The organism is Candidatus Dependentiae bacterium, assembly GCA_026389065.1.
GTDB lineage: Bacteria > Babelota > Babeliae > Babelales > Chromulinivoraceae > JACPFN01.
This window is the reverse complement of record JAPLIP010000036.1, coordinates 39,934-59,246: the sequence shown is the minus strand read 5'-3', so window position 1 is coordinate 59,246 and position 19,313 is coordinate 39,934. Positions and strand designations below refer to the sequence as shown.

General features: G+C 36.1%; 16 protein-coding genes, 1 tRNA gene and 1 other RNA gene. 12 read left to right on the top strand and 6 right to left on the bottom strand.

Going from position 1 to position 19,313, the window contains the following annotated elements; translation table 11 throughout:
• The first annotated feature begins 24 nt into the window (after nt 1–24).
• The 7 genes from NTU89_02365 (at nt 25) to NTU89_02335 (ending at nt 6,045) form a co-directional block, all read left to right on the top strand.
• Complete coding sequence (locus tag NTU89_02365) at nt 25–534, top strand: hypothetical protein (protein ID MCX5923389.1); 510 nt, start codon at nt 25–27, stop codon at nt 532–534.
• Between the two features lie 74 nt (nt 535–608).
• On the top strand, nt 609–2,048 hold the full coding sequence (gene atpD / locus NTU89_02360; GenBank protein ID MCX5923388.1) for a F0F1 ATP synthase subunit beta: 1,440 nt from the start codon (nt 609–611) through the stop codon (nt 2,046–2,048).
• A gap of 2 nt (nt 2,049–2,050) precedes the next feature.
• Complete coding sequence (locus NTU89_02355) at nt 2,051–2,296, top strand: hypothetical protein (protein MCX5923387.1); 246 nt, start codon at nt 2,051–2,053, stop codon at nt 2,294–2,296.
• Complete coding sequence (locus NTU89_02350; protein MCX5923386.1) at nt 2,293–3,891, top strand: DUF87 domain-containing protein; 1,599 nt, start codon at nt 2,293–2,295, stop codon at nt 3,889–3,891. Before NTU89_02355 ends, NTU89_02350 begins: the two co-directional genes overlap by 4 nt.
• Nucleotides 3,892–3,933: 42 nt before the next feature.
• On the top strand, nt 3,934–4,704 hold the full coding sequence (locus tag NTU89_02345) for an ABC transporter substrate-binding protein (protein ID MCX5923385.1): 771 nt from the start codon (nt 3,934–3,936) through the stop codon (nt 4,702–4,704).
• Nucleotides 4,704–5,363, top strand: a complete 660-nt coding sequence (locus tag NTU89_02340) for an amino acid ABC transporter permease (GenBank protein MCX5923384.1) — start codon at nt 4,704–4,706, stop codon at nt 5,361–5,363. Before NTU89_02345 ends, NTU89_02340 begins: the two co-directional genes overlap by 1 nt.
• The gene (locus tag NTU89_02335) at nt 5,350–6,045 is read left to right on the top strand and encodes an ATP-binding cassette domain-containing protein (protein ID MCX5923383.1); all 696 of its coding nucleotides are present in this window, start codon (nt 5,350–5,352) and stop codon (nt 6,043–6,045) included. The genes NTU89_02340 and NTU89_02335 overlap by 14 nt, the downstream gene beginning before the upstream one ends.
• Before the next feature lie 283 nt (nt 6,046–6,328).
• Here NTU89_02335 and NTU89_02330 read toward each other — a convergent pair whose 3' ends face one another.
• Nucleotides 6,329–7,351: a hypothetical protein gene (locus tag NTU89_02330; protein ID MCX5923382.1), complete on the bottom strand. Its 1,023-nt coding sequence runs from the start codon at nt 7,349–7,351 to the stop codon at nt 6,329–6,331.
• Nucleotides 7,352–7,461: 110 nt separating this feature from the next.
• Nucleotides 7,462–9,807, bottom strand: a complete 2,346-nt coding sequence (lon, locus tag NTU89_02325; GenBank protein ID MCX5923381.1) for an endopeptidase La — start codon at nt 9,805–9,807, stop codon at nt 7,462–7,464.
• A gap of 150 nt (nt 9,808–9,957) precedes the next feature.
• On the opposite strand from lon, the gene NTU89_02320 reads away from it, so the two are divergent.
• On the top strand, nt 9,958–10,689 hold the full coding sequence (locus NTU89_02320) for an ATP-binding cassette domain-containing protein (GenBank protein MCX5923380.1): 732 nt from the start codon (nt 9,958–9,960) through the stop codon (nt 10,687–10,689).
• A gap of 25 nt (nt 10,690–10,714) precedes the next feature.
• Here NTU89_02320 and NTU89_02315 read toward each other — a convergent pair whose 3' ends face one another.
• Entirely contained in the window at nt 10,715–11,479 is a 765-nt protein-coding gene (locus tag NTU89_02315; GenBank protein MCX5923379.1) for a hypothetical protein, read from the bottom strand.
• A 141-nt stretch (nt 11,480–11,620) separates the two neighbouring features.
• Here NTU89_02315 and murJ point away from each other — a divergent pair, with 141 nt between their 5' ends.
• The gene (gene murJ / locus NTU89_02310) at nt 11,621–13,195 is read left to right on the top strand and encodes a murein biosynthesis integral membrane protein MurJ (protein ID MCX5923378.1); all 1,575 of its coding nucleotides are present in this window, start codon (nt 11,621–11,623) and stop codon (nt 13,193–13,195) included.
• A gap of 78 nt (nt 13,196–13,273) precedes the next feature.
• On the opposite strand, the gene NTU89_02305 is transcribed toward murJ, so the two are convergent.
• Nucleotides 13,274–13,350 (bottom strand) — tRNA-Met (locus tag NTU89_02305).
• 217 nt (nt 13,351–13,567) lie between these two features.
• Here NTU89_02305 and ssrA point away from each other — a divergent pair.
• The 3 genes from ssrA to pth all read left to right on the top strand — a co-directional run bounded on the left by ssrA (nt 13,568) and on the right by pth (nt 15,822).
• Nucleotides 13,568–13,957, top strand: a transfer-messenger RNA (tmRNA) gene (gene ssrA / locus NTU89_02300).
• A 469-nt stretch (nt 13,958–14,426) separates the two neighbouring features.
• Nucleotides 14,427–15,269: an OmpH family outer membrane protein gene (locus tag NTU89_02295; GenBank protein MCX5923377.1), complete on the top strand. Its 843-nt coding sequence runs from the start codon at nt 14,427–14,429 to the stop codon at nt 15,267–15,269.
• A complete protein-coding gene (gene pth / locus NTU89_02290; GenBank protein ID MCX5923376.1) occupies nt 15,262–15,822 on the top strand; it encodes an aminoacyl-tRNA hydrolase in 561 nt (186 codons plus the stop codon). Before NTU89_02295 ends, pth begins: the two co-directional genes overlap by 8 nt.
• 13 nt (nt 15,823–15,835) lie before the next feature.
• On the opposite strand, the gene NTU89_02285 is transcribed toward pth, so the two are convergent.
• Both NTU89_02285 and alaS read right to left on the bottom strand, forming a co-directional pair.
• Nucleotides 15,836–16,675 carry a hypothetical protein gene (locus tag NTU89_02285; protein MCX5923375.1) on the bottom strand — a complete coding sequence of 280 codons (840 nt, stop codon included), beginning with the start codon at nt 16,673–16,675 and terminating at the stop codon, nt 15,836–15,838.
• A gap of 32 nt (nt 16,676–16,707) precedes the next feature.
• Complete coding sequence (gene alaS / locus NTU89_02280; protein MCX5923374.1) at nt 16,708–19,311, bottom strand: alanine--tRNA ligase; 2,604 nt, start codon at nt 19,309–19,311, stop codon at nt 16,708–16,710.
• Between the last annotated feature and the right edge of the window lie 2 nt (nt 19,312–19,313).

Here is a 19,313-nt window from a genome sequence, read left to right as displayed (position 1 = left end):
AAAATACTTTAGGGGTATCTATAAATGAAAAAAAGTAAATTCTTAGTTATCGCATCGCTCATTAATTTTGCATCAGCGCCTGCTCTTGGAATGAATGCCCAGGAAGTCTCAGCAATAATAGAGAAGTGGTGTAAAGAAACAACAGAGGCTTCAAGAATAAGCACTTTTCAAAGACAACAAGAAAAGATACTTTTATCTTGTGCGAAATTTGTATCTGAATGTGAGCTAGAGCTTACAAGCTTAGATACAACCCCGCCTATTAATGAAAATGAAGGAATAGAAGGCTTAACAAAATTAGAAGTAATGCTTAGAGAAATGCATGACCACATACAAGCTCCCAGCACTCCAGACATTGTCAAAATTAAAAACAAAAGCATAATTAACATACTAGAATCTTTTAGCCAGCCAGAAGTGGAAGGCTTAAGTAGTCAACAAATTGAAGACAAAGTTAAGCATATACAAGCAGAAAAATTAAACAGGTCTCTTTTGTTTCTTGAGAAAGAACAGTACAACCGCAACCGTAGAGGTTATTAAACTTTACAAATAACTGCTTTTTCCTTACCTTGCTATAAAGACTTTTTCTTTGCCAAAAATTTAAGGAATTTAAGATGTTACATCAGGCGTCAGATAAACATTGCTCAAAAGAATTTATTGGTAAAATTGTAAAGATTACTGGAACTGTAATCGACGTGCAATTTCCACAAGGAAAAACCCCAAAAATTAATTCAGAGCTTTATATAGATATTCCTGCTGAATCTGGAAAAAAAGCTCATCGAGCTCGCTTAGAAGTTTCATTGCAACTTGGTGACGATATTGTTCGTTGCATAGCAATTGAAAACGTACAAGGAATTAGTCGCAGTCTTCCGGTTTATGACACTGGCGCGCCAATATCCGTTCCGGTCGGGCCACAAGTTCTTGGTAGAATGTTTAACGTTCTTGGTGATACTATCGATGGCCTTGGGCCAGTTAAATGTGAAAAACGCTGGTCAATTCACAGAGAAGCTCCTGCATTCATTGAACAAAAAATTGAAAACGAAATCTTAGAAACTGGAATTAAGGTTATCGACTTAATGTGTCCATACATCAAAGGTTCAAAAATTGGACTTTTTGGTGGAGCTGGAGTTGGCAAAACAGTTTTAGTAACAGAACTAATTAGAAATATTGCAAAAGAGCACCATGGAGTTTCTGTTTTTGCTGGCATTGGCGAACGAAGCCGCGAAGGCAACGAGCTGTGGATTGAAATGAAAAAATCAGGAGTACTTGATAAAACAGCTCTTGTTTTTGCCCAAATGGGAGAGCTTCCAGGAGCAAGACTTCGCGTTGGAATGACTGGTCTAACCATGGCAGAATACTTTAGAGATGTAGAAAAAAAAGACGTTTTACTTTTCGTTGATAATATTTTTAGATTTGTTCAAGCAGGTGCTGAAATCTCATCACTTCTTGAGCGAATCCCTTCTGCGGTTGGTTACCAGCCAACACTTGCTTCTGAAATGGGAATGTTTCAAGAGCGTGTAGCAAACACTATAAACGGTGCCATTACATCTGTTCAAGCCGTTTATGTTCCTGCTGATGATATTACTGATCCGGCGCCAGCTACAACATTTATGCACCTTGATGCAAACACCGTTCTATCTAGAAAGCTTGTAGAGCTTGGACTATATCCAGCAGTTGATCCACTTGCATCAACATCAAAAGGACTATCGCCACACATTGTTGGCGAAAAACATTATAATATCGCTCGCCAAGTAGAATCAATTTTACAACGATATAAAGAATTACAAGACATTATCGCCGTTCTTGGTATTGATGAGCTTTCAGATAAAGATAAAGTTATTGTTCGTCGCGCAAAGCGTATTCAAAAATTTTTAACACAACCAATGTTTACCGCAGAATTTACCACCGGAATGCCTGGAAAATACATACCGCTCGCTCAAACTCTTCAAGACTTTGAAAAACTTGTAAATGGTGAGTGCGATGCTATTCCAGAACAAGCTTTTTATATGGTTGGAAGCCTTGAAGAAGTTTACCAAAAGGCAAAAAGTTTATAATTATGAAACTACATATTATTACGACACAAAGAACAAACGAGCTTGAAATTAATTGGGCAGAGTTCAACACCCCAACTGGAAACATGGTTATTCAAGAAGGCCACGCTCCAATGATTATCGAGCTATCTTCTGGATATGAACTCTTATACCAACTAAAAAGCGGTCAAACTGAATCTATGATGATTGTTCAAGGTGTTGCACATGTGACAAGAACAGGGGTAAAAATTTTATTACCTATCGATCTATGAACAAACCGCTTGGCTATATAATAGAAGGATCTTTAACTGATGGTTTTGTCATGCGAGTTTCGCAGGAAGCAAACATTGAAGAAGTTAAAGCTGGTAAATTTGTCGCTATCGCTGGCAATGAATATACTTTTTTTTCTATGATCACAAATCTTACGCTGCAAGTGACGCACCCTGATATTTTGCTATATCCTCCAAGCGAAAGCGAAGGATTTTTGCGAGATTTTTTAAAAAAGAAAAGCATTTATGCAACAGCGCAAGTAAAACCAATGATTACTTTAAACAAGCAAGGACGAACTCTTCCGGTTAAAACAGTGCCGCAACATTTTGCATCAGTTCATGAAGCAACCGAGCGCGACGTAGCTGCCATTTTTGGATCTGAAGCAGAAAAAACAAAAAAATATTTCAACATGGGCAGCCCACTTGATATGAATGCTCCTGTTTGCATAGATCTAGAAAAACTTGCTGAAAGAAGTAGTGGAGTCTTTGGAAAAAGCGGAACAGGAAAAACATTTTTAACCCGACTGCTTTTAGCAGGACTCATAAAAAGACAAGCTGCCACAATACTTGTTTTTGATATGCACAATGAGTATGGACTTCAGGCAAGGCAAGAATCTGATGCGAAATTTGTTAAGGGATTAAAATCTTTATTTCCATCAAAAGTCGCAATTTTTTCTTTGGACCCTGCTGCAACCATGCGGCGCGGCGCAAGCCCTGACGTCGTCGTACAACTTTCCTACGAAGATATTCGCGTTGAAGATGTTTTGTCACTTCAAGCAGAGCTTAATTTGCATAGTACAGCACTTGAAGCTGCATACTTAATTCATAATAAATTTGGAAAGGAGTGGTTGCTTGCACTTTTAGAACAAGGGCACGATGCAAAAGAATTTGCATCACAAACTGGAGCTCATCCTGAATCGATAGCAGCGCTTTATCGAAAATTAAAACGCATTGAAAAATTACCATTCTTTGTAAAAAAATTACCAAGAAGCGAGTCCGTCATTGACCGATTGCTTGAATACCTTGCAAAGGGAACACATGTAATTTTTGAGTTTGGAAATTTTACCTCTACTTTTTGTTATTTGCTCATGGCAAACATTATCACTCGAAGAATTCACCATGAATATGTAAAAAAAACAGAGCATTATCTAGGCACCCAAAAAGCCCATGACGAGCCAGAAAAACTTATGATTGTAATCGAAGAAGCTCATAAATTTTTAAATCCAATCGCCGCAAGCCAAACAATTTTTGGAACTATTGCTCGAGAAATGCGAAAATATTATGTAACTTTGCTCATTATTGATCAGCGACCATCTGGAATTGATGCTGAGGTATTATCACAAATTGGAACAAAAGTAGTTGCTCAGCTCAGCGACGAAAAAGACATTCAAGCTGTTTTAAATGGTGCGCCAAACGCTACAACGCTACGAGCTGTTCTTGGATCACTTGACACTAAAAAACAGGCTTTGCTCATTGGTCACGCAATCACTATGCCAATGGTTATTGAAACCAGAACTTATGATGAAAGTTTTTATGAAGCAATGCAAGATCCATTAATGGTTCGCCCAATTAAACAAGTGATTGACGAAATTTTTTGATCATTGTTTTATTTAAAAAAATATTTTGTTAGGCTACTTTTTATGAAGATATCAAGAATTATTATTATCATTTTTTCCTGCCTGATCTTTGCATACATTTTTAAATGGATAGCATCGTCTACACCTACCCCAAAAGACCAATCTGTTTTAATAGTTGGAACAAGCGCAGACTATCCACTTTATGAATTTATCGACGTAAAAACCGGCGCAATTATTGGATTTGACATAGACGTCGTCACTGAAATAGCGAACAGACTTGGTAAAAAACTTAAAATAAAAGACATGCCGTTTTCTGCTCTCATCTTTGGACTTTTAACAAACGATGTTGACATGATTGCCTCAGGCATGAGTCCAACACAGCGCCGAGCTCGCGTTGTATCTTTTACCCAACAGTATTTGCATGGCGCGCCACTTGTTATTTTAACAAAAAAATCACACTTCGAACCAACAAGCATCAAAGATTTGATTGGCAAAACCGTTGCCGTCAACCTTGGATATGTTGCAGATATGCACATGTCAACGGTACCAGGAGTCAATCTTATTAAATTAGATTCACCCGCAAAGTGCTTTATGGCTCTAGATTCTGGAAGCGTTGATGCTTTTGTCTGTGCACAAAGCCCAGTAAAAACATTTTTACAAAACAATTCTCATGCAGATCAATTTGCAACAAAAGAAATAGCTGGAACTGGTGAAGATTGCGCTTTTGCCATAAATAAACAAAACACACAGCTCTTAAATGAAATAAACATAGCGCTTAAATCAATAAGCGATGATGGAACGTTAGAATCTTTAAAACAAAAATGGGAATTTTAATGATTGATCTAGAAATACTTAAAGAGTATGGGCCACTATTTTTTAACGGGCTTACAATGTCCCTTCGCATCGCCTTTTTAAGCTGCTGCTTAGGCACTTTATTTGGTACGGTGGCTGGAATTATTCTTGCTGGATCTTCTAAGGTCCTTCGTTTTTTTGTAACATTATATGTAACAATTATTCGTGGCACACCGATGCTTATTCAAATTACTGCAACATATTTTCTATTAATTTATGCCGGCTTTCAAATTTCTGCTTTATATTCTGCAATTTTTTCCATTGGGCTAAATAGTGGAGCCTACGTTAGTCAAATTGTTTTATCTGGAATTAAATCTGTTGGCAAGGGTCAAATCGAAGCTGCAAAAGTGCTTGGATTTAGCCAAGGGCAAATCATTTCACTCATAGTCTTGCCACAAGCATTAAGAAATGTTCTTCCTGCTCTTGGAAACGAATTTGTAACGCTGGTCAAAGACTCTAGCCTTGCCTCCATCATCGGAGTTTATGAATTAACAAAACAAGGCGACATTGTCATGAGTCAAACATATGATTATCCAGCCGTTTATTTAATCATAGGTCTTTGTTATTTAAGCATAACAACCATAGTTAGTTTATTAATTTCTATGCTTGAAAAAAGGTTAAACAAACATGCTAGTCGTTAAAAATATTACAAAAAAATTTCATGATAAAAAAGTAATTGACGACATTTCTTTTTGCGTAAAGCCGGGAGAAATAGTTGCCCTACTCGGACAGTCTGGTGTTGGAAAATCAACAATGCTCAGAGTACTTAGCAACCTAGAAACAATTGACAACGGGAGTATGGAGCTCGACGGAAAATCTCTTGATTTCAAAAAAGTTGGTATGGTTTTTCAGGACTTTAATTTGTTTTCTCACATGACCATTGAGCAAAATTTAATTTTGCCTCTCATGAAAGTTGCGCTAAAAACAGAACAAGAAGCACAAAAAATAACTCGCGCGCTACTAGATCAATTTAATGTTTTATCAAAAGCTAAAAACTACCCTGTTTCGCTTTCTGGCGGACAAAAACAACGTGTCGCAATTGCAAGAGCTCTTTGCATGAACCCTAAAGTCCTATGTCTTGATGAACCAACTTCTGCGCTCGACCCAAAGCTAACAAGTGAAGTAGCTCAAATAATTACGCAGCTTGCGCAACAAAAAATTATGATTGTTATTGCAACGCATGATATTGGACTTCTTGAATCACTTTCAAGCACAATACATCTGATGAAAGATGGTAAGATTATTGAAACCGCATCAACGCAAGAACTGCAGCAAAACAGTACTTCTTTTGAAAAAATAAAAAACTTTATAATGGGAAAATAGCTAGCTACCGCTTTTTTGTTTAAATAGGAAATAATGACTTTATTTCTTTCTTGACAATGAGATAGGAGCTTGTTACTCTTTTTCTATAAAAAACGTCCCTAATCGAATGATACCTTTGAGTATCATTCACCCCCCTAACCCTTCAGCTTTTCTAAGTTGAAGGGTTTTTCTTTTGATGCATTTTCTTAATTTTGTTGCGCAATGAAAAACATAAAAAAACAACGCACGACAGAAACAATATTGCTGTCGTGCGTTAAAAATTATAAATTAAAATGATTATTTTTTATCTTGCATCATCTGCTTGCATTCTTATAAAAAGATCAAAAACAAAACTAAGCCGAGCTAGTTTTTCTTCAATTATTAATTGATCATAAGAAAAGAAAAACAACTGAGAACAACGAATTGCTTTTGCAGACTTAAGTATCTTTAAATAGCTACGCAAACAAACCATCTCTTCTTGCAGGTCGCTAAAAAATAGCTGACACAGTTGTTTTTTAGGACTGCTCGAGTGATTTAGGTAATGTTTTTTTTGCAAATCTATATTCAATTGAGATACCAAATCTTGATTACTTGCAAGCGCAAGATGATGTAAAGGGACAGCTGATTTCCAGTTGCACCAAGAATCATGGGAGCTTAAAATCTGATTTGCTAGATGAATGCGATAGGTAGTCCAGGCATATGAAAAGCACACTGCAAGCCCAAAAATCTTTAATTTGTTATCCAATAAAAAAGCAAAAGAGTGTAGACCTGGTTCATCACGCTTTTTATCGACGGCAGCACCGCTTCCATCGTTTACAATAGAAGAGAGCTGAGTAGAATTTTGCTCATCTTGCTTAACCATAGAGCCCTGCATAGAGTTTTGAAGATCCTGTTTAATCTCAGAATCTTGAACAAGATTTTGCGCAGTGTGATCGATCCCAGAATCCTTCATAGAATTTTGCGCATCCTGAATAGATTTTTGCACAGCGTGTTCAATTTCAGAATCCATAATGGAGTTACTGACATCCTGATCAGCATCGCAAGAGACATCAAGGTCCGTAGCAGAATCAACTGTTGCACCCGCTTGAGTTTCTTGAGTAGCCGTATTTGTTGCTGTTGCATTACCATTATTTACAATAGATTTGTCATTCATATGAAAATGAACAACAAAAACAGTTGGGCTTCCAGGAAACTGTATCGACTGTGTGGGATTGGTATATGGATCTTTTATATAAACTTTTTCAGCACGCGATGCATCTGACAATTCCACGATTCCATGCTGAAATGAGAAAAAAAGAATAGAAAATAGTAAGGTTTTTTTATTCATAGAAAATGTCCTATTTGTGTATACTTTGCTTATGTTTAGAGACGAGGGCTACCTCTAGATAATTGGTGTTATTATCTAGAATAGCCCTCATTTATGCTTTTAACAAATGATTATTTTACAAGTGGCATAAGAACATGAGCGAGAACCTCATCTGCATGCTTTACCCAAATAATATTCATGTCTTCAATAATATCTTTGATACTATTCCAGTCATTTCTATTATCTTCTGGTAAAATTACCGTTGTAAGATTATTTCTTTTTGCGGCAAGTACTTTTTCTTTCACTCCACCAATTGGCATAACTTCACCACGCAAGTTCAATTCACCAGTCATTGCAAAAGAAGCATTAACTGCACGACCAGTGTAAGTTGAAAGCATTGAAGAAAGAAGAGTGATTCCTGCAGACGGACCATCCTTTGGAACAGATCCTGCCGGAACATGAATATGCAAATCAAATGCCGTAAATTTTAATTGATCAATGTTATGCTCTGCGGCATGCACTCGAGCATAACTTAAGGCTGCTTGCGCAGACTCTTTCATTACTTCGCCCAAGTGACCAGTCAAAATTAATTTTCCTGTCCCTGGCATAAGCACGGATTCAATTTTTAAAACATCACCACCAAAAGATGTCCAAGCAAGACCATTTGTCATACCAACCATGTTTGTTTTATCAAGCCTGTCTGCTGGGTACTTTTTAGGGCCTAAAAATCTTTCTAGATTTTTTTTGGTAATTGTTACAACTTCTTGATTTTCTACAAAAGCTCTTGCTGCCTTAGCGCAAAGTTTTTTAATAATTTGTGCTAAGTTTCTCACTCCAGCTTCTCTGGTATATTCATAAATAACCGTATCAATTACCGACCTTGCAAGTTGCAACGAGTCTTCTTTTAATCCTGCTTCTGCAACAGCTTGCTTAATCAAATATTTTTTAGCAATTTGCTGTTTTTCTTCAATCGTGTAACCAGAAAGCTGTATCAACTCCATACGGTCTAGAAGAGGCCCAGAAATAGCACCAGCATCATTACAGGTTAAAATAAACATCACAGAAGAAAGATCAAATGGAACACCTAAATAGTTGTCGTAGAAATCTTTGTTTTGATTTGGATCTAACACCTCAAGAAGCGCCGCAGAAGGATCACCCTTAAAATCAGCACCAAGCTTATCTACTTCATCAATTAAAATAACTGGATTCATAGATCCAGACTTTTTTATAGCCTGAATAATTCTTCCTGGCATTGCTCCAACATACGTTCTTCTATGCCCACGAATCTCAGATTCGTCTTTAACGCCACCTAGAGAAATTCTATGAAAATTTCTACCAAGAGCATTTGCTATAGATAGACCCAGTGATGTTTTTCCTGTTCCTGGAGGACCCGCAAAACAAATAATTGGACTTGCTCCATCAGATTTTAAATTCTTTACCGAAATAAAATCTAAAATGCGATCCTTTACATCGTCAAGTCCATAGTGATCTTTATCTAGGACTTCTTTTGCATGTTGAATTTTAAGATTGTCTTTTGTATAGACACCCCAAGGCATAGAAAGCATAAGCTCTATATGATTACGAGTTATTGTCGCTTCCATTGAGTCTGGAGAGATACGCTCAAGCTTATCAATCTGTTTTTCAATCTCTTTTTTAATATCATCGGGAATATTTTTAGTTTTCATAGATGCCTTTAAATCATCTATTTCATCTACCAAGTCTTCGCCAAGCTCTTTTTTAATTGCCTTAAGCTGTTCACGCAAATAATATTCGTGCTGATTTTTATTAATAGAATCACGCGTGTTCGTTCGAATACGCTCTTGAACTTCAACTATCGATATTTCTTTTGCAAGTTCTTCATAAACACCCTGCAATAAATCATCTACATTTGTACACTCTAAAAGCATCTGAGACGCATGGCTTTTCACTTCAAGATGCGACAGAACAAACTCTGCTATCTTTTCTGCATCATGCATTTTAGAAAGTATTGCATAAAAATCTGGTGTTATGGTTTGACTCGTGATCGAAAGCTGCTCAGAAATATCTTTAATATTTTTAATAATTGCCTGAGTTGCTTGAGTATTTTCATTATTGAATGGAATTGGTGTAATTTCGGCCAGTAACATATCATCTCGTATCGTTAGATCTGTTACCGATACGCGCTGTATGCCCTGTACCAAAACTTTAATTCCATCATTTGGTACATTGATGACACGCATGATTGTTGCAACTGTTCCAACTGTATACAAATTATCAGTGTCAATTTCTTGACCCTCTTCCCCTGAATCACGAGCAGAGAGCAAGAGAACGTACTTCTCTGTCTCAACCGCCTGCTTAATGCCATTCATGATTCTATCGTCAAGAACCAAAAGAGGCATAATCATGTTTGGAAAAACGGTAACATTTATTGTTGGTACTACCGGAATAACTTTTGGGACAGTTTCTAAAGAGTGATCTTCTGCGAGATTGATTTCCATACTTCCCCCTTCAAGGTTTTGGTGACTTTCTCCCAATTTCTTTACAGCAGTCTAAGCAACGAGTCTTTGCAAAAACAATAGCTTTACTGTTTTTTCTATATAAATGAGCATCGGTAACTTTTTTTCTTGAAAAAAAGTTACCCAAGACTTATGATTAAAATTCGCAAACGTTCTATGTTTCGATTTTTTTATACAAAGGGCCAAGCCATAGAAACGCAAATTTTTTCTATCAAAAATCTTTCGAAAAGCTTTCTACAGGCTGGCATCACCATAAAAATACTTGATAATGCCTCTTATGAATTTAATGGTAACAAGTCATATGCCATCATGGCACCATCAGGAGTTGGAAAATCAACTCTTTTACACATGCTTTCTGGTATCGATCATCCCTGCTCAGGCTCAATAAGCCTAGGAGATCAAAAAGCTTCCGAGCTTTGTTTTCATAAAAAAACGGATCTTTTAAAAAAATCGATAGGGATTGTCTTGCAGCAATCTTACTTAATAAACGAACTGACCGTAATTGAAAATGTTATGCTCAAGGGCATTATAAGCCATGGACAGGCAGATGAAGATAAAAATCATGCTACTAAGCTTCTTAAAGAAATCGAACTTGAAACCAAGGCTCATGCATTTCCAGAATCTTTGTCTGGTGGTCAACAACAAAAAATTGCTATTTTACGATCAATCTTTCAAGCCCCTGAATTCTTACTAGCAGATGAGCCTACGGGAAACCTAGACGAATCATCTGGCAATCAAATTATCCAGCTACTTTTGCACTATCAAAAAAAATATGCCATGGGCCTAATCATTAGCACCCATGACATAAAAATTGCAAATCAATGTGATATAATTGTGCGAATTGAAAATCAAAAATTAATTTAACTATCTATTCTATTGCGACAAATATCTATCTATTTGCATTCGCTTCAAGCATCTGATGAGTTCTCATCGTTTGAAGCTCTTGTGAATACTCAGGCATCTCTGATAAAAGCTCCGCAAAAAGCTCTAACTTCTCAAGCATTTGGTTCAAAAGTTCTTGCTCAGGACAATTTGTATATTTTTTATCTTTTATAAAAGCAATTTGACGAATCATCTTTTGATAACAAGCAACGCATGGGAACATACTGATATGAACAAATGTTTGACGAGCGTTACGCAGTACGTCTGCGCCAGTGACAGCATCTGCAAGAGCATTCAGTTCTGCATAGGTTGTTAAAATAGAAGCGACTTGAATTTGATTAAATCTTAATTTTTGCTCAGAAGTCCAGTTCCATGGGCATACCCATGAACCATATGAATTATAAAGCGACTGCTCTAAAAACATAACTTCTTTTTTTAATGTTTTACTTGCGATAGTTGCAAGCGCAGAATTATCGACAGTTTTAATATTGTTAATCTCTATGCATCTTGTTAATTGATTGTAGCAGTTACTCACTCGAGAAGAATACTCACCATGCCAGCTTACATCGTAAGCGATTTTTCCAGACAGAGCTAACCCTGCAACAACAAAAACAACACTGTCTTCAATTTCTTGCTTGTTCATCAAGCGAAAATTGACACCAAAAAAATTAAAGACCTTGCTGGTCTTAAGCTGCGCAGAGTAAACGGAACTGTCAAAACATGGCGCAAACAGCATTGCGAGCAATGCTAAAAATAATTTATTTTTTTTCATAAAACCCTTACTTAAATAAGCACTAAAATAACATAAAGTTAATCTTATCAAAAATAGCCTTTTTAGCAAAACAATTTATACTAAATCCCATACTACAAAGCATTAATTTTGCTTAAGCCATATATTTAAAGGTTAACAAAAATGTCACGCTCTATTCTTAAACAAAGTTCTAAAATTGGCGCCTTTGCACTGATAAGTCGATGCATAGCATTTATTCGCGAAATTCTTTTAATTAGATTTTTAAGCGTTGGTGAAACTTCTGATATTTTTTATACGGCTTTTCGAATTCCAAACACCATGCGAAAAATATTTGCAGAAGGAGCTCTGGCTTCAGTACTTGTACCAGCTCTTATCAACGCTCAGCACAAAGATGGTAAGCAAGGCCTCAACCGATTAACCACTCTTTCATTTTTAATAATAGAATCTTTGGTATTTCTCATGTGCCTTGTGATATTTTTTCAAGCTCCATGGTTTATTTCACAAATAGCTCCTGGATTTCCATCTGAAAAAGCTGCTCATTCTGCAGACCTTTTAAAAATTCTAATTTCATTTATTTTATTTTTCTCTTCAAGCTCTGTCTTTGCATCAGCGCTTCAAGCACAATCAAAATTTTTTATTCCTGCTATCGCTCCATCGATATCGAATGTTTTATATGTTGCCGCAATTTTTATTTGCCTACACCTTAATCTTTCGGTTGCAAGCTTTTGCTATCTGATGATTGCATCATCAATACTATATTTTATAACTCATATCTTAGCCTACGCTTACGAAGGCTTTTACTTTCAATCGCCAGACACAGAGACCTGGAAACAGTTCAAAAAAGTTTTGGCACAATTTTTACCATGCTTTTTAAGCGTTGGGATTTTAGAAATTAATCATTTTATAAATACAGGATTTGCCTCATATCTACCAAGCGGGTCGCTAACCCTTTTAAGATATGCGTATCAATTTATAAATATTCCAATAGGAATAATTACCGCATCCCTCGTTACCGTGCTTTTGCCACACTTTTCAAAGCTTCACCTAGAATCTCCAAAAGAATTAGCCTCGCATTTAATTGAAGCCATAAAATTTATCATTTGGACAACTATGCCGATATGTTTTTTGCTTGGTTTTTTTTCAAAAGAAATCTTTCAAACTTTATTTGTCGGTGACCCTGCAGCCATTGCAAAAATTGCAGTCATTCAATCAATCTTTTTGGCTTACTTGATAGGACTACTGTTTTTCTCTTTAAATAAAGTACTTCTAAGCGTTCTTTATGCCCTGCAACTTACTATTATACCTATGCTTTCAACCCTGATGTCAATTAGTATCAACATCGTTTTAAATCAATCACTTATGCAACACTACGGAGCTGCTGGCATAGCCTTTGCATCATCTGTCGCCGCAATTGCTCAAACTATATTTTTTATAGCTTTTTTGCATATGCACCTCAAGCTTACATGGCCAAAAAGTGACTGCTTAGACTTTTTAGCCAGAAGCACCCTGCAGCTCATTACATGCTGCGCAACTTTTTGGGTCTCATATCTTGGAATGTACAAAATAATCAGCCTGATGAACTTCTCGCTAGACCTGTATTTTATAACCGTAAACCAAACATTCTTTTTACAGTCTGTGGGAATATGGATCTGGGTCGGCCCACTAGCGGCTATTTTCTTAGGCCTTTTGCACCTTACAAGAAAATCTTTTGGGATCAAACTTTCATATTTTGATTAAATCAGACAAGCCCAAAGAACAAATATTTTTAAAATAAGCAAAAAAATAAGCACCCTGAGAATTCAGAATGCTAAAAATTGGTTGCGGGGGTTGGATTCGAACCAACGACCTTTGGGTTATGAGCCCAACGAGCTACCAGGCTGCTCCACCCCGCGATATTCAAACTTAATAATTACAGTCTACAGACTTATAAGGTAAAGTCAATCAATAACCCTGTAAAATGCAGATCTGCAACTATTTTTACAAAAAATGACCGCTTTTTTCAAATAACGCTCAAATATGCCCTACGGTGCAAAAACAGACATAATCTTTTGACCGTGGCCACAAATGTGTTATGCTGATTTTACAGTAATAATTCTTTGAAAAAATACCGGGGGCGTACTGGCTTCGACGTATTTATGATGGTTGAGAGTGCATGTCGAGCTTTTGTTGAGTGCTCGTTAATAAAACAGCAAAAATAATAAATGCAGAACTTAAAACTGTGGGCGCAGCTTACTTAGCATTATTCTTAGGAATGTTTGCTGGTATGTTTGTTTCCTTAAGACGCCGTGAAGACGACTATTCTTCATTGTCTTTCGTATTATAAACCATTAGTCCTATCTGCACGATATTAGCTTTTTCATAGTGCAGATGTATAAGAAAAAGACTTTCTTGCAATGCTATGTTACCAAGGCAGCAAGTTCGTATATTTGGTAAATAAACATGTAGTACTTTTGACTTGACTCTCTACGGACATGGGTTCGATTCCCATCGCCTCCACCACTTCACTTTTTTTATACACGTTATAGATAATTTTACAGATCCAGCCAAACTTGGACCATCATAGGAAAAAGTGAAGAGCAAGCTAGCTTTATTTTTTACTGATCAACCAACTTCATATCAATTCTTAAAAGATTTTTCGTAAACTCTTTAAAAAAACAATCTAAATTTTATAAAAAAACTTAACCATTTTGCTGCCAAAACAATCTGGTAATGGACCGATCAAAAATAATTTTAAAAAAAGATTGTTTTTAGATCAAAGCAATCCTTATAGTTATTTTATGATTTTGATGAAGGGTTAGTGGGGAATCAAAATCAGTCGCCAAACTCAATCTCTTGGTAAAAATAAAAACACACAAATCTTGTCAGTCGGTTTATTGTAATAATTGACGAATTTCTATAAAAATATTATAGTCTGGTCAATAAAAGTTAACTTTTAAAAAACTAATTTTATTACAATAAAAGGACTCTCATGAAAAGCACAAAAAAAATACTACTACTTTCAACCATTTCTTTATTTTCAACATCAGTTGCTATCTCAAAAGAAGAAGTACATGTAAGCGCTTCACATAAAAACAAAATCGAATCAGTTATAAAAGAAGAAATTGTTTGCATCAGCGGCAAAGATGTCATGGAAAAATCAGAAGCCGGCGAAGCTTTACAAGCAAAGCTTCACAGCGCACAAGAAGAAGCAGCAAAACCGCTTCAATCTGAAAGCAAAAAGCTAGAAGACAAGCAAAAAGAACTACAAAAAGCTCAAACTGAAGCTCAAAATAGACAACAAGAATTACAAGCTAAAAAAGATGCTCTTGATGCTGATGTGGCAGAATTCGAAAAAACAGCAGCAAACTTATCAGAAGAAGCGCGCAATAAAAAAATTGATCCTTTGCAAGCTCGCGGACAATCACTCATGGATGACAAAAGAAAATTCGACAGAATGGTTCAGTCGCTTGAAGATGAAAGCGTAGAATTTAACCGTATGCAACAAAAGCTACAGGCTGAAGCTAAAAAGGTTGAAGCTAAAATGCAGGCTCTTTATCAAAAAGAAATGGGCGCATTCGATGCAATGGTAAAAGAAACTATTCAAGAAGTTGCTCAAGCACAAGGATGGTATCTAGTTTTAATGCAAGAAGCTTTGGTGTATTCACATCCAAGCAAATCAAAAACAGAAATGATCATTGCTGAGCTTAACAAAAAAACAAAAGCTTTAAATCAAGCAAAAAAACAGGCTATTGAAAAAAACAGCGCTAAAAAAGATACTTCTGCTGTAAAACCAAAAGCTGACTCAACAGACAGCGTAAAATCATATGGTTAATAATCAACCAACTTTTTCAGAAATTAAAGCTATCGTAGGTCTTGGAAATCCAGGACCTACCTATGCTTTTACTCCACATAACATTGGATTTTTAATTCTGGACGAACTGTGCGAGCAAAATAATGGTACCTGGTCTGAAAAAAACAACATGCTTATTTCTAGCATTAAAATAGTTGATAAAAAAAATAACGAGCAAGAAATCCTACTTGTTAAACCACAAACATTCATGAATAATTCTGGTGAGGTTTTAAAACATTTACAAAAGCGTGGGATCAAGCAAGAAAATTTATTTGTCGTTCATGATGAAATTGATTTTCCCTTTGGAAAAGTCACCATCAAACAAGGTGGTAGCGCTCGCGGACACAATGGGCTCAGGTCACTCATCGCTCATGGTGGAGAAAATTTTATACGACTACGTACTGGCGTTGGACGACCAGACAATCCAGCAGAAGTTGGAAATTTTGTCACCAAAAAATTTAATGAGTCCACAGATCAAGTCCACGAACTCATTTCAAAATCAATCGAAATTATTCTAAAAACTATCAATAACTAAACCTAACCTTCGCTTAGGTTAGTAAATCAAATTGCAAATGCGCTGATTTCTGATCTTCAGGCAGAACTTCAGATAGTTCCTTCAAAGCTCTAGGAAGATAATGATTAATCGATCGATAATCCCTATGCCCAATCGAGCTTCCATTCACTGTTAATTTAACCTGAATAACTTGATCACTTTCTAAAAATGTTTTTTTAGAAAACCAAGGAACGTTTGCATCGCTATTCTGTAATTTTTGAATATCTAAAGACTGCATCCAGTCAGACTCAGAATAAAAAGAATAAACTCTTTTTAGAAACAGGCTATTTACATATTCTCTGGTTAGCTCTTGAATTGGAAGACCTAAAAAAACAATTTCTAACTCAACATCTGATCTCAAAAAAGGCAAATAAGAAATCATATTTAATATGACATTTCCACCATGAGAAAATCCAACCAGCCTAACGGCAATGTTATCATAATCACTGCCAAGGCTATCAATTAATTTGTTTAATTGATCGAATAATTTTCGTCCTTCAATTTGTCTAGTTTTTGGACTTAAAATGGTTGAAGGCCATCCATACGTATAAAAAGTATCAACATTCCAAGAGCCATTAGATGCCGCACAAGCATGGGCCAACTTATTAAAATAATAATTTTCTGCAAGCTTTAATGCAAGATTCAATCCTGGCTCTACATACAACCATGGACGAAAGGGAGAGCTTGCATGCATCCATATTTTTTCTGGCCCAGGATTCGTTCCGTGAACCCAAACATTTATTTCTATTGTTTTAGCTTGCGCTAAAAATGCATAAAAAACAGCTACAAAAACAAAGTATATTTTTGTAGCTGTTGATATTTTTCTTCTATTCATAATCAAAATGTTTATTCCCAAGCTCTTTTATTTTAAGGTCTTTGAGCAAGCCAAGCTTTAATGCCTTCAAGGCATTTTAAACCGTTAATAGCTGCTCCACCGCCTTGAACCATCGATTGATTTCCGCCACCAGAAAGATTGCAATTTTCTTGCAGCCAAGTTTTAAATTCCTGCATAGAAACTCTTGAAACCAATGATTTATCTAGCGTGGTCAAAAATATTGTTTTTAATCCATCCGCTTGAATTAAAAAATAAAATCCTGGTTTTTGCTTTTGCAGTTGCAAAGAAATGTCTCGAAAATCATCTAGGCTGTAGCCGTTAAGATCTAAATAAAGAAATGGAATATTATTAATCATTTCTACAGAGTTAGCCCAGCTAGAAATCTGACTTTTTAAGCCAGCAGATTTAAAAACTTTAATTTCTTTTTGCAAGTCTCTTACTTCGCTTCCAAGATCTGTAACAGAATCAATTATTTTTTCTGGCTTTGTTTTTAAATCAAGACATAATTTTTTCATCAATGAAAAATCTTGCTGAAACTCCGCTAAAGCTTTTCGTCCAGTGATTGCAACAATTCGTCTTTGTCCTGCTGCAAGTGAAATTTCTTCTGTAATTTTAAACATTCCAATATCGCCAGTTGCCTTCACGTGTGTTCCGCCGCAAAGCTCTGCTGAAAATTTATCTATAATAATTGCTCGAACATTGTCCATGTTGTACTTGTCACCAAAAAAGGCTGTTACGCCACGAGCTATAGCATCTTTGTAGGTAGTTTGATCTACAACCACAGAAATATTATCCCAAATTTTTTGATTTATTAGTTCTTCAACGGTTTTAATTTCATCTTGTGATAAAGATTTGTGATATGTAAAATCAAATCTTAAATAGTCTGGCGTCACAATCGAACCAGCCTGCTTAACACCATTTCCAAAAATGTTTTGCAATGCTGCTTGAAGCAAATGAGTTGCTGTGTGATTTTTCATAGTGTCAAAGCGAATTTGCTTGTCAACGGTCATGGTGACAAGATCACCAATCATGATTTTTTCCGGTGCTATAATTTTTATAAAAATAGCATCATTAATTTTTTTCAAATCTAAAAGCGATGTGTGCTTGTTTCCAAATTCTACAATACCCACGTCATTAATCTGGCCACCACACGCAACATAAAAAGGTGATTTTTTTGCTGCAATCCAGCAAGTTGCTCCAACTTCAACGCTTTCAGCCAAAACATCATCAACTAAAATTGCAACAATTTCAGAATCCTCATGCAATTTTTGATAACCAGTAAATTCTGTTTTTACCGACTCATCTAAAACGATTTTTCCAGCGCTCGAATCTTTCATTTTTTTACCAGAACGCTGCCTTTGAGCTTCCATGCTTTTTTCAAAGCCTTGCTCGTCAACCACAAATTCCGCCTCAAGCGCAATAAGCTTTGTTACCTCTAATGGAAATCCATAAGTGTCATAAAGCATAAAAGAATAATCGCCAGTTATTAACTTGGTAGAATTATTTTCATGCATATAATCTTGTAAGATTCTTTTTCCACGAACTAAATTGTCTGAAAATCTTTCAATTTCAAGCTTCAGCACAGAAGCTATTCGCTCTTTGTTTGACTCAAGTTCTGGATAAACACTTTTCATGTCATCGACCAAAACCAAAGAAAGTTCAGGGAAAATATTTTCATCTGTTAATTTTTGAGCAAAAAGAGCAGCTCTTCGAATAATTTTTCTTAAAACATAGCCACGCCCATCATTACTTGGCGCACAACCATCTGAAATTAAAAACGTAGAAGACCTTATGTGATCGCCTAAAACATTAAATGATGCACGAATTTCTTCGCTGCTATTTTGATAATTATGACCAGTAAGAGATTCTATTTTATTAAAAATTGATTCAAACGCATCGGTCTCAAACACTGATTCTTTTTTTTGAACAACTAGTGCAAGTCTTTCTAGCCCCATGCCCGTATCAACACCTGTTTGCTTGAGCAAAATATCTGTGCCATCAGCTTGACGACTAAACTGCATGAACACATTGTTCCAGACTTCTAAAAATCTATCGCAGCCGCAATCAGGGCTACAATCTTTGCCTCCACAGCCAACTTTTGACCCACGATCAACAAATATTTCTGTGCACGGACCACAAGGACCAACGTCACCCATTTGCCAAAAATTGCTTTCACCTAGTTTGAAAATTCTATCTTTTGGAATATGCATGATTTCATGCCAAATATCATACGACTCTTGATCGCTATGATGAACCGTTACGTAAAGCTCTGCTGGATTTAAGCCAACCTCTTTAGTTAAAAAGTCCCAAGCATAAGCGATTGCTTCTTTTTTAAAATAATCGCCAAAGGAAAAATTTCCCATCATCTCAAAAAATGTTAAATGTCGTTGCGTAAACCCAACATTTTCAAGATCATTGTGCTTGCCACCAGCGCGAACACATTTTTGAATAGAAACTGCTTTTTTATAGCTTCGCTTTTCATTGCCCAAAAAAACATCTTTGAACTGATTCATTCCAGCATTTGCAAACAGAAGAGTTGGATCCTCTGTTGGAATTAAAGAAGAACTTACAACTTTTTCATGTCCATGACGAACGAAGAAATCAAAAAACTTTTTGCGCAACTCTAGCGATTTCATAT

What these genes read in the sequence shown, in the direction of transcription:
- murJ (MCX5923378.1), top strand. Translation starts at nt 11,621, where the DNA reads ATGTCACGCTCTATTCTTAAACAAAGTTCTAAAATTGGCGCCTTTGCA.
- NTU89_02315 (MCX5923379.1), bottom strand. Translation starts at nt 11,479, where the DNA reads ATGAAAAAAAATAAATTATTTTTAGCATTGCTCGCAATGCTGTTTGCG.
- atpD (MCX5923388.1), top strand. Translation starts at nt 609, where the DNA reads ATGTTACATCAGGCGTCAGATAAACATTGCTCAAAAGAATTTATTGGT.
- NTU89_02345 (MCX5923385.1), top strand. Translation starts at nt 3,934, where the DNA reads ATGAAGATATCAAGAATTATTATTATCATTTTTTCCTGCCTGATCTTT.
- NTU89_02295 (MCX5923377.1), top strand. Translation starts at nt 14,427, where the DNA reads ATGAAAAGCACAAAAAAAATACTACTACTTTCAACCATTTCTTTATTT.
- NTU89_02355 (MCX5923387.1), top strand. Translation starts at nt 2,051, where the DNA reads ATGAAACTACATATTATTACGACACAAAGAACAAACGAGCTTGAAATT.
- NTU89_02350 (MCX5923386.1), top strand. Translation starts at nt 2,293, where the DNA reads ATGAACAAACCGCTTGGCTATATAATAGAAGGATCTTTAACTGATGGT.
- NTU89_02335 (MCX5923383.1), top strand. Translation starts at nt 5,350, where the DNA reads ATGCTAGTCGTTAAAAATATTACAAAAAAATTTCATGATAAAAAAGTA.
- lon (MCX5923381.1), bottom strand. Translation starts at nt 9,807, where the DNA reads ATGGAAATCAATCTCGCAGAAGATCACTCTTTAGAAACTGTCCCAAAA.
- pth (MCX5923376.1), top strand. Translation starts at nt 15,262, where the DNA reads ATGGTTAATAATCAACCAACTTTTTCAGAAATTAAAGCTATCGTAGGT.
- NTU89_02320 (MCX5923380.1), top strand. Translation starts at nt 9,958, where the DNA reads ATGATTAAAATTCGCAAACGTTCTATGTTTCGATTTTTTTATACAAAG.
- alaS (MCX5923374.1), bottom strand. Translation starts at nt 19,311, where the DNA reads ATGAAATCGCTAGAGTTGCGCAAAAAGTTTTTTGATTTCTTCGTTCGT.
- NTU89_02340 (MCX5923384.1), top strand. Translation starts at nt 4,704, where the DNA reads ATGATTGATCTAGAAATACTTAAAGAGTATGGGCCACTATTTTTTAAC.
- NTU89_02330 (MCX5923382.1), bottom strand. Translation starts at nt 7,351, where the DNA reads ATGAATAAAAAAACCTTACTATTTTCTATTCTTTTTTTCTCATTTCAG.
- NTU89_02365 (MCX5923389.1), top strand. Translation starts at nt 25, where the DNA reads ATGAAAAAAAGTAAATTCTTAGTTATCGCATCGCTCATTAATTTTGCA.
- NTU89_02285 (MCX5923375.1), bottom strand. Translation starts at nt 16,675, where the DNA reads ATGAATAGAAGAAAAATATCAACAGCTACAAAAATATACTTTGTTTTT.